Raw genomic sequence first — 13,349 nt, 5'->3', positions numbered from 1 at the left:
CCCACCCCCGCCGACCATACTCCCCAGCCACGCATCCCGTTCCCCCAAGTGGTGTTCCACCCCGCCCTGGGGGGGGGGGGGGCCCCCCCCCCCCCCCCCCCGCGCGCGTCCTCACGCTCCCGTATCCCCGCCACCGTCATCTCCTTCCACGGCACTTGACCGCCATGGGATGCGGTCGCTTCGGCGTCGGGGCCCGGTCGACCCGGAAGCCAACCGACAACAACCTCTGGCGAAACATTGGGGGTTTGCTGGTCTGTTGCTGTCCTGTGTTGGACGTGCTCTGGAGGGTGGGTTTCTAGGGTCATGTGTGTCCCCCGGTGATCCGGCCACACGGACCACCGCACCCCGCGTTCGTTTCGGAGATTCCTGATGCGTGCTTTGCCTCGTCGTGCCCTGCTCGCCGCTCCCGCCGCCGTGCTGATGTTCGCTCTGGTCGCCTGTGGTGGGGGGTCCGCCTCCGACTCCGGCAGCTCGAAGGCCGCGGACACCCAGCAGTCGGCGCAGAACGCCGGGGACACCCAGGCGGGCGCGGCCGAGGACGAGGCCGGTGAGGAGAAGGAGACGCCGCTGACCGGCGCGATCAAGCAGAAGGCTGAGGCGGCGGCGCTGGCCAAGTACCCGGGCACGGTCGTGAAGTCCGAGGAGGACAGGGAGAAGCCCGGCATGCTCGCGGTGGAGGTCAAGAAGTCGGACGGCACGTCGGTCGAGGTCTACCTGGACAAGAGCTACAACGTCACCGGCACCGCACAGGAGGGCACCGAGGAGAACGGGGGCTGACGGCCCTGCCGTTGTGCTGAACCGTCTCGCGAACAGGAGCAGGCGTCATGCCGGTGGATCCCAGCCGTTCAGAGCCGGCCTCGCAGCCGGACGTTGCCGGGACGGTGGTCTTCGACCGTCTGCCCGCCGATGCCGGGCCGGCCGGTTAGGGGACCTCTACGCGGACGACTCCTTCTACTATCCCGCGTCGGCCTCCGCGCAGGACTGGGCGGCGGGTGAGCCGCCCGCGCGGGCCGCGGATGCCGCGGACAGTGTCTCCGTCCAAGTGCACACCGGTAACGGAGGCTCCAGCGCGGTCCGTGGGGGCGGGCAGGCGGCGGGCGGGTGGCCGCACGTGGCAGCCCGGCGCAAGCCGGTGCTCCTGGTGGCCACGGTCCTGCTGATCGCGGCTGCTTCGGCCTGGCGCTGTCGATGGTCAGCGACATGGTTTCCTCCAGCCCGTCACCCGGTCCCGCCTCCGATCTCGGTCAGGTCTCCGCCTCGCAGCCGGTGACACCGTCCGAGCCACCGACCAGTGCCGTGCCGCCGGCGGACAGCGGCGCGGGGACCGGCACCGCTGCACCGCCAACCAGCGCACCCCCCGTCACCGCAGATCACCAGGACGACGAACGGGAGGACAACGGGCGCGAGGACCGCCGCGACGGCCAACGCGAGGACGGCGACCGCTCCGACGACGGCTGATCCCCACCGCCTTCCGTCGTCGACCGCCCTCCCGCTGCTGCCGTCCGGCCGATCCCCCCCGGCGTTGATCGGCCGGGCGGCCCCTTTTCATCTGCTCCGTCAGATCTGTCGCATCGTCCGTTCCCTCTGGTCCAGGCAGGTTGTGATGAACGCTCCGGCTCCTGCTGCACAGCTGTGCGAGCCTGTCGCCATGCGGCTGCTGTTGATAGAAGACGACGACCGGATCGCCGGACCCCTCACCGAGGGGCTCGGCCGGTACGGATTCACGGTGGACCGGGCACGCACCGGCGCCGCCGGTCTCAGCTACACCGGTGAGGCTCCCGATCTGGTCCTGCTCGATCTCGGGCTGCCAGACATGGACGGCCTGGACGTCTGCCGCGCACTGCGCGCCCACTCCGCGATCCCCATCATCATGATCACCGCCCGGGGCGAAGAAGCCGACCGGGTCGTCGGTCTCGAACTGGGCGCGGACGACTACCTCGCCAAACCGTTCGGCGTGCGGGAGCTGGTGGCCCGTATCCGGGCGGTCACCCGTCGCACCGGCGCCCAGCAGGCGTTGCCCCAGGCAGCGCATGCTCAGGCATCCGAGGAAGCACCGCCATTCGCGCCCACAGCCGCAGCGCAGCGGCTGGGTCCGCTGGAGATCGACCGCCGCACCCGGCAAGTCCGCCTTCAAGGCCGCGAGATCGCGCTGTCCCCGCGGGAGTTCGACCTGCTCGCCTACCTCGCCGACGACCCCGGCGCCGTACGTTCCCGCCAGCAGATCATGGACACCGTGTGGGACCCGCACTTCTTCGGCCCCACCAAGACCCTTGACGCGCACGTCGCGGCACTGCGCCGCAAGCTGGGCGACCCCGCCTGGATCATCACCGCGCGCGGCGTCGGCTTCCGGCTCACCGTTCCCGGTGAGGCCAGGCCAGCCGAGGGGGCGTCATGACCCGACGCCTGATACTCAGCTACCTCGCGCTGGTACTGCTGGGGCTGGAAATCCCGCTCGGCTACCTCTACGCCCGCGGGGAGGAGTCCCGGTACTCCCAGAGCGTCGAACGCGACGCCTCGATGCTGGCCGAAGTCGCCGAGGAGAACATCGAGAAGGGCAACCTGACGGCCCTACCGGAACTGGCCAGAGAGTACGCCGAGGACAACACGGGCGCCCGTGTCGTGATCGTAGACCGCACCGGCCAGGTGCTCACCGACTCCGCCGGCACCATCGTCACCGGGACCACGCTGGCCGGCGAGCCGGACATCGCCGCCGCCCTGCGCAACCAGACCACCGTTGCCACCCGCACCGGCAGCGACGGTGGTGACGTTCTGGCGGCAACGATGCCGGGCTCTTCCGGCACCACGATCCGCGGCGCGCTGCGGGTGACCTACCCGATGACCATGGTCACCGACCGGGAACACCGCATTTGGGCCGCCCTCGCCCTGGCCGGCGCGTGCGTCCTGGCCGCCGTGGCGCTCGTGGCGTTCACCCTGGCCCGCTGGATCACCCGGCCCCTGCGCACCCTGGAACGCGCCACCACCCAGCTCGCCGCCGGCCGTCTGGACAACCCGCCCGACGCCAGCAGCGGACCTCCCGAACTGCGCCGCCTGGCCGCCGCATTCACCCACACCGCCACCCGCCTGCAGCACCTGCTCCAAGCCCAGCACGGCTTCGCCTCCGAAGCCTCCCACCAGCTCAAGACCCCGCTGACCTCGCTGCGGCTGCGCCTGGAGAACTTCGAGCCCTACCTCGACCCCCGCGCCCATCCCAGTCTGGAAGAGACGATCGGAGAGGTCGAGCGCCTCAGCCGCATGGTCCACGGCCTGCTCGCCCTGGCCCGCCTGGAATACGCCGCCACCACCCCCGAACCCGTCGACGCGGACGCCGTCCTCGCCGAGCGGGCGGCCATGTGGGAGCCACTCGCCGCCGAGCAACACGTCACCATCACGGTCTCCGGCCCAGCGGCCGGCCCGGTGTGGGCGATCCCCGGAGCACTGGAACAGATCATCGACAACCTGGTCGCCAACGCCCTGCGGGTCTCCCCACCCGGCACGGCCATCACCCTCGCCCGCGCCCCCGGCACCGATCTCCACGTCATCGACCAGGGCCCCGGCATGCCGGAGGCTGACCAGGAGCGGGCCTTCGACCGCTTCTGGCGCGCCTCCGACTCCCACCACGACGGCACAGGCCTGGGCCTGCCCATCGTCCGCCACCTCGTGCACGCCTCGGGTGGAAAGATCACCCTGCGGGCGGCCCCCGGCGGTGGTCTGGACGCCCACGTCCGTCTGCGCCCCGTCGGCCGGGAACGCCGCTTCCAGGCGACCGCCATATCAGGTGTGGCAGGCCGCGGGTGGTGACCACCAATCCGAAGTGCCGTTGGACCGTCCCTTCTTCTGGAGGCCCCATGCTGTTGAAGCCGAGGCCGCTGTCCTGACTGACGCCTCATGGGCCCACGCCCGCCTTCGCCGGAAGCGCCGCAGGCCCCTCTTCGGATCCCCGCTTCGTCGGCGACGCGGCATGCCTTGTCCACGTGCGCATCGATGCGTTCCACGGTGGGCGTGCCTGTGGCGCTCCTGTTCCTCGGTTCGTCGATCGCTCGCCTCATCACACCCTCGGCGATCACGGCCACCTTCCACGGCCCCAGCACGTGCCAGAACGTCAGTGCCGCCGGGTCGCGGCCCGTTTCGGCCAGGTACGCCTGAGCAAGCTCGGCACGGTCCGGGAAGCCTTCGAGGGCGGAGGCGGCAAAATCGCCTCCGGTTTCCTCCTCGCCGGGTTCCGGCCAGTACGCCAGCAGGCTGCCCATGGCCGCCAACGGATCCCCCAGCGTGGACACCTCCCAGTTCGAGCACCGCGGTCACCTCCCCGCTGTCGTAGGACGTGATGACATTGCGCAGATGGAAGTCGCCGTGTACGAGCGCCAGTTCGCGCTGCTCCGGGACGGCCACCGCAAGGCGCCGGGCGAGGTCCTCGAGGGCGGGCAACTCGCGGACGGTCAGCCCGAGCACCCGCGGGGTCGGGACGGCGGTGCCCTCCAGAGCGGTCAGGATCCGCGCCTCACGGGCCACGTCGTGCGCCGACTCCAGCCGGTGACCCAGCGGGGGGCGCCGCAGCACCCACCTGCGGCCTTCCCGATCCCGCACCAGGTAGGTCAGGTCGGACTGGCCGAGCCCGATCCGGTCGTAGGTCAGCGGTCCGGCGAAGTCGACGCCGAGGGTCCTGAACCAGCGGTTCACCGCCCCGGCGTCGATTCCGACGATGTCCGCACTAGACACCGATGCCGACTCCTTGCCTGAACGGGAGCGCATCACCGAGCAGTTGCCCGCCGTCGATCACCATGGTCTCGCCGGTGATCCAACTCGCGGCGTCCGAGACGAGGAAGGCGACCGCCGAGGCGATGTCGGCCGGCTCCCCTATGCGCCCGAGCGCCATCGAGGCGGAGACAGCCTCCTCGTGCTCCCTCCACAGAGCCTCGGCCAACTTGGTGCGCACCACACCCGGTGCCACCGCGTTGACGCGGACCTTCGGCGAGAGTTCCAGGGCGAGTTGCTTGGTGAGATGGATCAGTGCGGCCTTCGACGCGTTGTACAACCCGATGTTGGCCTCGCTGGCCAGGCCGCCGACCGACGCGGTGTTGACGACCGCACCGCCGTGCTCGCCCATCCAGGCCCGGGTGGCCAGACCCGTCCACAGGACGGGAGCCCACAGGTTGACGTCGAAGGTCTTGGCGAACCGACCGTGGTCCTGGTCGATGACCGGACCGAAGGCCGGGTTGGTTCCCGCGTTGTTGACGAGGATGTCCAGGCTTCCGAAGCGCTCGAGCGTCAGATCCACACAGCGCCGGGCCGCCTCTTCGTCGACCGCGTGCGCACCCACGCCGACCGCTGTGCCTCCGACCTGGGCCGCGGCTGCGTCCGCCGCCTCCTGGGAGCGGGAGGTGAGGACGACGTTCGCGCCGGCGGCGGCGAGGGCCTGGGCGATCGCCAGCCCGATACCGCGCGAGGCGCCGGTGACGACGGCGGTGCGACCGGTGAGATCGAGTCCCGTCATCTCAGCTCACCGCCGTCGTGGCCGTGTCGCGGTACTGCCGCAGCTCCTGCTTGGCGATGGCTCGCTTGTGGACCTCGTCGGGACCGTCCGCTATCCGCAGCGTCCGCAGGTACGCGTACATCATGGCCAGCGGGAAGTCGTCGGTAACGCCCGCTGCTCCATGCACCTGGATCGCCCGGTCGATGATCTTCAGCGCGATGTTCGGGGCCGCCACCTTGATGGCGGCGATCTCGGTGCGCGCTTCCTTGTTCCCGACGGTGTCCATCAGGTACGCGGCCTTGAGCGTGAGCAGGCGGATCATCTCGATGTCGATCCGCGCTTCCGCGATCCAGTCCTGGATGTTGGAGCGTTCCGCGATCGGAGTGCCGAAGGTCACCCGTGACTGCGCGCGGCGGCACATCAGCTCCAGCGCCCGCTCGGCCGCGCCGATCGCCCGCATGCAGTGGTGGATACGACCGGGGCCGAGCCGGGCCTGGCTGATCGCGAAGCCCTCGCCCTCGCCCTTGAGGACGTCCTTGGCCGGCACCCGTACGTCGTGGAAGTCGATCTCGGCGTGCCCCTCCCGGTCCTGGTAGCCGAACACCGGCAGGCCACGCATCACCGTGATCCCGGGGGCGTCGATGGGGACGACCATCATGGACTGCTGCCGGTGCGGTGCGGCGGTGGGGTCCGTCTTCCCCATGACGATGAGCACCTTGCAGTTGCGGTGCAGGGCGTTGGACGCGAACCACTTGCGGCCGTTGAGCACGTACTCGTCACCGTCGCGCTCCATCCGCAGCTCGATGTTGGTGGCGTCGGAGCTGGCGACACGCGGCTCGGTCATCGCGAAAGCCGAGGCCATCGTTCCGTCGAGGAGGGGCTTGAGGTACTTCTCCTTGTGCTCGTCGCTGCCGAAGAGGGTGAGCACCTCCATGTTGCCGGTGTCGGGAGCGTTGCAGTTGCACGCTTCGGAGGCGATGTGGCTGCGCCCCATGATCTCCGCCAGCGGCGCGTACTCAAGGTTGGTCAGCCCCGGCCCCCACTCGGGGTGCGGGTGGAAGAGGTTCCACAGTCCGCGCCGGCGCGCCTCCGCCTTGAGTTCCTCGATGATCGGCGGGTGGAAGTGCGGGTCGCCTGACGCGAGCATCTGCTCGTGGTAGACCGCTTCGGCGGGGTAGATGTGCGCATCCATGAACTCCAGCAGATCCGCCTGGTACTTCTTGGCGCGGTCCGACATCTCGAACAAGGACATCCGAACTCCTGAGGGTGGAGGGAAATTGGGCTTGGCTGGCGGGTTCACGGCTGCGCCCGCAGGGAGCTCTGGTAGCGGCGCATCCCGCGCAGCCACCGGTCGTAGTCCGAACCCTTCTGCCGGTACATCTGAAGAACGTCTTCGTGCGGCAGGATCAGGAAGCGCTCGTCCTCGATCGCGGCCAGGGCGGCGTCGGCGACTTCGGCCGGTTCCAGGACCTCACCCGCGGACGTGACGGCCCGCGTCGCCGCTCTTCCCAGCGCGTCCCCGGAGTCCTCTCCGGAGGACAGCATCCGGGTGTTCACGCCCATCGGGCACAGGCAGCTGACCCTGACCCCGCGGTCGCCGTAGGTGACACTCAGCCATTCGGCGAAGGCGACGGCCGCGTGCTTGGTGACGGCGTACGTGGCGGAGCCGATCTGGGTGAGCAGTCCGGCCGCCGAGGCGGTGCTGACGAAGTAGCCCTCGCCGCGCTCGAGCCATCCCGGCACCAGCAGCCTCGCCGCACGGATGTGGGCGCGAAGGTTGACGTCGATCGAGAGGTCCCAGTCCTGCTCGCTCGCCTCGAGGCCGGGGGCCCCGGCGATGCCCGCGTTCGCGAAGTAGAGGTCGACCAGACCGAAAGTGTTCTCGGCCAGGGCGATCAGCTGCTGGATCTGGGCGGTGTCCGACACATCGGCGCCGGCGCTGACGGTGCTTCCCGGATGGTCGGCGTTGACTCTCTCCGACACCGCCCGCGCGGTCTCGGCATCGAGGTCCGAGATGACGACTCGGGCACCCGCGCGAGCGAGCCGCGCGACCAGTGCACCGCCGATGCCGCCACCACCACCGGTGACGATGGCGACTCTTTCTGCAACGTTCACGGCGGACCCTCTCCGTTGACAGCGTGCGATACTCCCCGACCTGTATAATTGAATCTGACGTCAAGTTCAACGCCTGGCCGCATGGTGCCGCAAGAAAAAAGCCGCCCATCCCCCGCGGGGATGAGCGACTGTCCGGCAGGCGGATCAGTGGTGGCCGGGGAACCGCAGGGCGTTCGCCCAGAGCCGGGTCACCGTGGACACGAGTTCCTCGAAGTCCACCGGCGTACCTTCTTCCTGCCCCTCGCTGAGCACGAAGGCGTTGTAGGCCATGACGCTGACCATCCCCGACAGAGCACGGGACGCCATCATCGGATCGACCTCACGGTCCGCGACACCCCGTGCCTGCAGTTCGGCGATGCCCCGGGCATTGCGGCGGATGAACGCCTCCCCGCGACGCCTTCGGAACTCACGGAACTCCGGCTCCACTTGTGCGACCTGCTCCAGCAGCGCCATCAGCTTCGCGTTCCGCTTGTACGCCGCGAGATACGCCCGGTTGCTCGCCTCGAGCACCGCATAGGGATCGTCGGTACCCTGCACCCGGCCCATGCCGGGGTGCATCATGTCCTCCTGCGCCTCCAGCAGGACGGCGGCAAGCACCTCTTCCTTGTTGGCGAAGTAGGTGTAGAAGGATCCGGCCGCGCAGCGAGCCTCCTTGGTGATGTCGGTCAGGCGCGTGTCGAGGTAGCCGTCCCGTTCGAACACCTTCCGCGCGGCCTTCACCAGAGCGGCCCGCGTCCGCGCCCCGCGCTGTGTCGTGGGCGGCTCGCGCAGCTGTGAGAAGGGCGCCACCGGCGGTGCCTGCTCGCTGTCGATCTCCTCTGGCGCAGTGGTGTCCATCCGCGGGATTTTACTTGAATCCGACGCCATGGTCACACATCCAAAAGGCGCTGGCGGGCCCGGTTGATGTCCCGGTCTCCGAGGTTCAGCGGCGGGCGGCGGCGTCGCCGAGCGCGCTGTCGCGGTGGAAAGCGCTGCGGTCGATGGACCGCTTGAGGATCTTCCCCGTCGGGCCCTTGGGCAGCGCGTCCACGAACCGGACGATGCGTGGGATCTTGTACGCGGACAGCCGCTCCCGTGCCCAGCCCGACACCTCGGCGGCACCGAGTTCCGACCCGGGCCGGGTCGCGATGAGCGCGGCGACCTCCTCGCCGTAGTGGTCGTCGGGAACGCCGATCACGGCTGCCTCGACGATGTCGGGGTGCTCGTAGAGAACCTCCTCGACCTCACCGGGGTAGACGTTGTAGCCGCCGCGGATGATCAGGTCCTTGATACGGTCGACGATGCGCAGGTCCCCGTCCGTGTCCTTTTCGCCGAGGTCGCCGGTACTGAACCAGCCGTCGGGTGAGATCGCCGCGGCGGTGTCCGCGGGGCGGTTCCAGTAGCCGCGCATCACCGTGGGCCCCTTGATGCGGACCTCGCCGACACCACCCGGCGGGCACTCCTTGCCGTCGGCGTCGCGCACCTGGACCTGCAGCCCCGGGACCGCCCTGCCGGTATAGCCGGTCTTGCCGCCGCGGTCGATGTCGTTGAAGGTGCCGAACGCGGTGGTCTCGGTGAGCCCGTACCCTTCGAGAATCGTGCAGCCGAATCGGGCCTCGAAGGCCCGCGCGATCTCCCCGGGCAGCGAGGCGCCGCCGGAGACGGCGACACGGAGCTGGGCGAAGTCCGCCGGGTTCGCGTCGCCCGCCGCGTGCAGCATCGCGTTCCACATGGTCGGCACGCCGGCCATGATGGTGAGCCGGTCGCGGCGCAGCATCTCCAGCATCGACGCGGGGTCGAACCGGGCCAGCAACGACATCGAGCCGCCTGCGGTCAGTGCCGCCATCAGGACCGAAGCCTGGCCGAAGACGTGGAACAGCGGGAGTCCGGTGCCAATACGGTCGGCGCTCGAGGCGCGGCTGCACTGGGCGCCGATCTCCCCGGCGGACAACAGGTTGCCGACCGTGAGCTGGGCCCCCTTCGGCCGTCCGGTGGTGCCGGAGGTGTACAGGATGGCCGCGGTCTCGCCACGGTCCCGGTCGACGACGTCGGCAGGGGTTGCTCCGGTGACCGACGCGCCCGGGGACAGCGTCCAGAAGGGCACCTTGAGCGCCGCGGCCGCCTCGGCGACGGCGGGGCCGAGGGCGTGCCATGCGATCGCCAACGAGCACCCGGCGTCGCCGAGAACGTACTCGACCTCGGCCCGGGTGGCCATCGTGTTGACCGGCACCACGACACAGCCCGCGGCCTGGATCCCGAGGTAGGCCACCACGAACTCGGGCACCGACGGCGCCGCGAGCAGCACCCGGTCCCCGGGGGACAGGACCGCGGCGGCCAGGGCGCCGGCGTACCGGAGGCCCGCGTCACGCAGCTGAAGGTAGGTCCACTGATCGCTGGCGCCGCGCAGGGCGATGTTGTCGGGAGTGGCGGCCGCGTGGCGGCAGACAGGATCGAAAACACTGGTCATGGGTGGTGCCTTCCGGGGGTGTGAGCAGATGTCGGTGCGGGTCTCGCCCTCGCCGATCGGTTGGGTTGGCCCGGCCTCCCCGGCAAGCCTTCGGCCGGGGAGGCCGGATGACGCACCTGGCTGCGCCGATCCGCCGAGCGGTCAGGCGGTGATACCGAAACGTTCGGCGAGTTGGCGGCGGGTGTCGGCCGCACCGGTGTGCAGCACGCCCCCGATTCCGATCCGCGCCGCCCCGTCGAGGTTCTGTTGCAGGTCGTCGATCATGACCGCCTCCTCGGGGTCGACGCCGAGGCGTTCGCATGCGATCGCGTAGATCCGGCGGGAGGGCTTGCGGATCCCGACCTCGGAGGAGATGACGACCACATCGGCGACAGCGGCGAGGTCGACGCCGTCGTAGGTGCCGGTGCCGAACGAATTGGACACCAGCGCGACGGGACGACCGGCGGCTCGAAGATCACCGAGCAGCGCCAACATGTCCTGGTCGATCGACATCCCCGCTTGCATCCGGGCAGTGAGGCCCTCGGCCGGCACGTCGGCGCCGTGGACGCGGAGGCGCTCGGCGAATCCTCGCTCGAAGGCCTCGGTGTCGATACGGCCGCACTCGTGGTCGGCCAGGAGGGTACGTGACTGCTGGTCGCGGGCGAGGAGGTCAAGCGGCAGGCGGGGATCGCCGCCGAGCGAGGCGCCGAAGTCGGTGAAAGCCCGCAACACGCTGGAGGTGATGACCCCGCCGAAGTCCACCAGGACCGCGGTTCGGTCCTTCCCCATCACGCGACCTCGAACAGTCCGGCAGCGCCCATTCCGCCGCCGACACACATCGAGATCACCACATACCGGACGCCTCGGCGCTTGCCCTCGATGAGGGCGTGCCCCACCAGGCGGGCACCGGTCATTCCGTACGGATGGCCGACCGAGATCGCGCCGCCGTTGACGTTGAAGCGCTCAGGGTCGATGTGCAGCTCGTCCCGGCAGTACAGCGCCTGGGAGGCGAACGCCTCGTTGAGTTCCCACAGGCCGATGTCGTCGATGGTGAGGTCGTGCTGCTTCAGCAGTTTCGGAATGGCGAACACCGGACCGATGCCCATCTCCTCCGGCCCGCAGCCGGCCACGGTCATACCCCGGTAGACGCCCAGCGGTTCCAGTCCGCGGCGCTCCGCCTCCCCCGCCTCCATCAGCACCGACGCCGAAGCCCCGTCCGACAGCTGCGAGGAGTTGCCCGCCGTCACGCTGGAGTGGGCGCTCACCTGACCGTCGGGCAGCACCGGCGCCAGCCCGGCCAGGCCTTCGAGCGTCGTCGACGCGCGATTGCCCTCGTCCCGGGTCAGGGTGACCTCCTCGTCCCGCACCTCCCGGGACTGCTTGTCGAGCACCTTCTTGACGCTGCTGAGCGCGACGATCTCCTGGTCGAACCGGCCGGCCTCCTGCGCCGCCGCGGTGCGCTGCTGCGACACCAGCGCGAACTCGTCCTGGCGCTCCCGGCTCACGCCGTAGCGTTCGGCGACGATCTCCGCCGTCTGCAGCATCGGCAGGTAGATGCTCGGCTTGTGCTCGACCAGCCAGGGATCCGTCACGCGGTGGGTGTTCATGTGGTCGTTCTGCACCAGGGAGATCGACTCGACACCGCCGCCGACCGCGACCTGCATGCCGTCCGCGACGATCTGCTTGGCGGCCGTCGCAATGGCCATCAGGCCCGACGAGCACTGGCGGTCGATCGTCATCCCCGACACGGCGTCCGGAAGCCCGGCGCGGAGAGCTGCCTGGCGCGCGATGTTGAAGCCGGAGGAACCCTGCTGCACGGCGCAGCCGAACACGACGTCCTCGACCTCGCCACCCTCCAGCCCCGCGCGCTGCACCGCGTGCCGAAGGGCATGAGCGGCGAGTTCCTGCGCCTGGGTGTCGTTGAACGCGCCGCGGTAGGCCTTTCCGATCGGCGTCCGTGCCGTCGAAACGATGACTGCTTCCCTCATGTCGCCTCACTGCTTCCTGTTGGTCCGGTTCGTCCGGGAGCTCCGGGGCCGAAATGCCGAGCTCCGTGAGCCGGGCTCGATGCGAGGAGGCGGTGCCGAACGCCAACTGCGGCGCTGCGAGCGCGCATTGACTGTCTCCTCCCCTGACCGATGACAGCGCCATGGCCGCGGAGGGGACGGAAACCGGCCTCCGGGTCGGTTATAGTTGAACTCGGCGTCAAGTTCAACCATGACTGTGAGCCGCTCGGTCTTGACAACCCGCCAGCTTCTTCATCGCCCTGCGCGCCTACGACCGGCCGTCCGACGTCTCTGCCGTGATCACCTGTGCCGTCTGCCTAACCGTCGCTATCCGCAGGCACCCCAGCATCCGAAGCGCATCGGCCTGCACCTTCCTGGCCGGGGGGACTTCTTCCCCTTCACCGACGTCGCAGGGCAAGGGAGAGAGGTGTCAGCGGGGCGGGAGTGAGCTGCGGTGATGGGCGCGACGTTGGAATAGGTGGGGCGGGACTCCGGTTCGGGCTGCCGGGCGCTGCTGGCGTACGTCATGATCAGGCTCCTCACGCAGGTGGCGCGGGGGTCCGGATGGAATCCCCCCGTCACCTGCTAGAGGTGTGGTGAAAGTCCACGGGTGTGACATTCCGCCTGGTGCCGTTACCGAGCCGTGATTGTCAGGCAGGTGCGGCGCAGAGCTCGGAGACGATGTAGTACGACTGGCGCTGCAGCTCGCGGGCCGTGCGCAGGACGGTCGCTGCGGCCTCGGGAACGCCGTCGGGCACGACCAGGTCCTCAACGAGGTCGTGCGGTTCGCTCTTCCTGCTTTCCCTGAGTCTGGCGGGTCCCTCTGCACTATGTGCCCCTACCGAAATGGGGTCTGCGCCCGATGGCTGCCTGGTGTCCGGGCGGTGAGGGTGGAAGGCCAAGGGGAGAGTGCCACGAACGCGGTGGTCTCCCTGCTCGGCTGAGTGGGAAGGGACTGTTTCTTGATGTCGCTGGACTCCGCCCGCGCCGGTTCTGCTGTCGAACGCCTTAGTGCATCTGAGGCACTCCAACATCTGGAGCACGAGCGCGGAGCCCGCCTTGCCCAGCTGCAGGCCGTCGCCGAAGCCTCCGGCGGTGCTCCGCAGGCCGAGGGTCTGCAGGTTATGCAGAGGGGAGCGATCGAACAGGCACTGAAGGAGATCGACGCGGCCTTCGCCCGGCTGCAGCAGGGCACGTACGGCATCTGCCAGCGGTGCGGCAGGTCGATCCCGGTGGAACGGCTGGAGATCCTGCCGTACGCGCGGTGCTGCGTGCCCTGCCAGCAGCGCACCGGCTGATCAGCGCGGCCTTCCCTGCGCCACAGGGGCACACA

At 69.6% G+C, this 13,349-nt stretch carries 13 protein-coding genes; 5 read left to right on the top strand and 8 right to left on the bottom strand.

The window, feature by feature from the left end; all coding sequences use genetic code 11:
- Nucleotides 1-369 precede the first annotated feature (369 nt).
- The 4 genes from ABZ079_RS28425 (at nucleotide 370) to ABZ079_RS28410 (ending at nucleotide 3,798) form a co-directional block, all read left to right on the top strand.
- Entirely contained in the window at nucleotides 370-777 is a 408-nt protein-coding gene (locus ABZ079_RS28425; RefSeq protein ID WP_356942277.1) for a PepSY domain-containing protein, read from the top strand.
- 423 nt (nucleotides 778-1,200) lie between these two features.
- Nucleotides 1,201-1,458 carry a hypothetical protein gene (locus tag ABZ079_RS28420; RefSeq protein ID WP_356942276.1) on the top strand — a complete coding sequence of 86 codons (258 nt, stop codon included), beginning with the start codon at nucleotides 1,201-1,203 and terminating at the stop codon, nucleotides 1,456-1,458.
- Between the two features lie 190 nt (nucleotides 1,459-1,648).
- Nucleotides 1,649-2,395 (top strand): response regulator transcription factor, encoded by a 747-nt coding sequence (locus ABZ079_RS28415; RefSeq protein WP_356942275.1) that lies wholly within the window; start codon nucleotides 1,649-1,651, stop codon nucleotides 2,393-2,395.
- Nucleotides 2,392-3,798 (top strand): ATP-binding protein, encoded by a 1,407-nt coding sequence (locus ABZ079_RS28410; RefSeq protein WP_356942274.1) that lies wholly within the window; start codon nucleotides 2,392-2,394, stop codon nucleotides 3,796-3,798. The genes ABZ079_RS28415 and ABZ079_RS28410 overlap by 4 nt, the downstream gene beginning before the upstream one ends.
- Here the strand turns inward: ABZ079_RS28410 and ABZ079_RS28405 are convergent.
- The 8 genes from ABZ079_RS28405 to ABZ079_RS28370 form a co-directional block, all read right to left on the bottom strand.
- A complete protein-coding gene (locus ABZ079_RS28405; protein ID WP_356942273.1) occupies nucleotides 3,772-4,749 on the bottom strand; it encodes a phosphotransferase in 978 nt (325 codons plus the stop codon). The two genes, ABZ079_RS28410 and ABZ079_RS28405, sit on opposite strands and share 27 nt — an antisense overlap.
- On the bottom strand, nucleotides 4,709-5,491 hold the full coding sequence (locus ABZ079_RS28400) for an SDR family oxidoreductase (protein ID WP_356942272.1): 783 nt from the start codon (nucleotides 5,489-5,491) through the stop codon (nucleotides 4,709-4,711). The genes ABZ079_RS28405 and ABZ079_RS28400 overlap by 41 nt, the downstream gene beginning before the upstream one ends.
- A gap of 1 nt (nucleotide 5,492) precedes the next feature.
- Nucleotides 5,493-6,722: an acyl-CoA dehydrogenase family protein gene (locus ABZ079_RS28395; protein ID WP_356942271.1), complete on the bottom strand. Its 1,230-nt coding sequence runs from the start codon at nucleotides 6,720-6,722 to the stop codon at nucleotides 5,493-5,495.
- 44 nt (nucleotides 6,723-6,766) lie between these two features.
- Nucleotides 6,767-7,585 carry an SDR family oxidoreductase gene (locus tag ABZ079_RS28390; RefSeq protein WP_356942270.1) on the bottom strand — a complete coding sequence of 273 codons (819 nt, stop codon included), beginning with the start codon at nucleotides 7,583-7,585 and terminating at the stop codon, nucleotides 6,767-6,769.
- 144 nt (nucleotides 7,586-7,729) lie between these two features.
- Nucleotides 7,730-8,422 carry a TetR/AcrR family transcriptional regulator gene (locus ABZ079_RS28385; protein ID WP_356942269.1) on the bottom strand — a complete coding sequence of 231 codons (693 nt, stop codon included), beginning with the start codon at nucleotides 8,420-8,422 and terminating at the stop codon, nucleotides 7,730-7,732.
- A gap of 85 nt (nucleotides 8,423-8,507) precedes the next feature.
- Nucleotides 8,508-10,031, bottom strand: a complete 1,524-nt coding sequence (locus ABZ079_RS28380) for an AMP-binding protein (RefSeq protein ID WP_356942268.1) — start codon at nucleotides 10,029-10,031, stop codon at nucleotides 8,508-8,510.
- Nucleotides 10,032-10,172: 141 nt separating this feature from the next.
- Nucleotides 10,173-10,799 (bottom strand): HAD family phosphatase, encoded by a 627-nt coding sequence (locus tag ABZ079_RS28375; protein ID WP_356942267.1) that lies wholly within the window; start codon nucleotides 10,797-10,799, stop codon nucleotides 10,173-10,175.
- Entirely contained in the window at nucleotides 10,799-11,998 is a 1,200-nt protein-coding gene (locus ABZ079_RS28370; protein WP_356942266.1) for an acetyl-CoA C-acyltransferase, read from the bottom strand. Before ABZ079_RS28370 ends, ABZ079_RS28375 begins: the two co-directional genes overlap by 1 nt.
- Before the next feature lie 983 nt (nucleotides 11,999-12,981).
- Here ABZ079_RS28370 and ABZ079_RS28365 point away from each other — a divergent pair.
- Nucleotides 12,982-13,314 carry a TraR/DksA C4-type zinc finger protein gene (locus ABZ079_RS28365; RefSeq protein WP_356942265.1) on the top strand — a complete coding sequence of 111 codons (333 nt, stop codon included), beginning with the start codon at nucleotides 12,982-12,984 and terminating at the stop codon, nucleotides 13,312-13,314.
- The last annotated feature ends 35 nt before the right edge of the window (nucleotides 13,315-13,349 follow it).

The sequence above is a fragment of the Streptomyces sp. NPDC006314 genome, from assembly GCF_040613075.1.
Lineage (GTDB): Bacteria > Actinomycetota > Actinomycetes > Streptomycetales > Streptomycetaceae > Streptomyces.
The sequence above is the reverse complement of the archived record's forward strand: the minus strand, read 5'-3'. Positions and strand labels throughout refer to the sequence as shown.

Excerpts from the sequence above, each read along its gene's own strand:
- ABZ079_RS28425 (WP_356942277.1), top strand. The coding sequence starts at position 370 with ATGCGTGCTTTGCCTCGTCGTGCCCTGCTCGCCGCTCCCGCCGCCGTG.
- ABZ079_RS28420 (WP_356942276.1), top strand. The coding sequence starts at position 1,201 with ATGGTTTCCTCCAGCCCGTCACCCGGTCCCGCCTCCGATCTCGGTCAG.
- ABZ079_RS28415 (WP_356942275.1), top strand. The coding sequence starts at position 1,649 with ATGCGGCTGCTGTTGATAGAAGACGACGACCGGATCGCCGGACCCCTC.
- ABZ079_RS28410 (WP_356942274.1), top strand. The coding sequence starts at position 2,392 with ATGACCCGACGCCTGATACTCAGCTACCTCGCGCTGGTACTGCTGGGG.
- ABZ079_RS28405 (WP_356942273.1), bottom strand. The coding sequence starts at position 4,749 with ATGCGCTCCCGTTCAGGCAAGGAGTCGGCATCGGTGTCTAGTGCGGAC.
- ABZ079_RS28400 (WP_356942272.1), bottom strand. The coding sequence starts at position 5,491 with ATGACGGGACTCGATCTCACCGGTCGCACCGCCGTCGTCACCGGCGCC.
- ABZ079_RS28395 (WP_356942271.1), bottom strand. The coding sequence starts at position 6,722 with ATGTCCTTGTTCGAGATGTCGGACCGCGCCAAGAAGTACCAGGCGGAT.
- ABZ079_RS28385 (WP_356942269.1), bottom strand. The coding sequence starts at position 8,422 with ATGGACACCACTGCGCCAGAGGAGATCGACAGCGAGCAGGCACCGCCG.
- ABZ079_RS28380 (WP_356942268.1), bottom strand. The coding sequence starts at position 10,031 with ATGACCAGTGTTTTCGATCCTGTCTGCCGCCACGCGGCCGCCACTCCC.
- ABZ079_RS28375 (WP_356942267.1), bottom strand. The coding sequence starts at position 10,799 with ATGGGGAAGGACCGAACCGCGGTCCTGGTGGACTTCGGCGGGGTCATC.
- ABZ079_RS28370 (WP_356942266.1), bottom strand. The coding sequence starts at position 11,998 with ATGAGGGAAGCAGTCATCGTTTCGACGGCACGGACGCCGATCGGAAAG.
- ABZ079_RS28365 (WP_356942265.1), top strand. The coding sequence starts at position 12,982 with ATGTCGCTGGACTCCGCCCGCGCCGGTTCTGCTGTCGAACGCCTTAGT.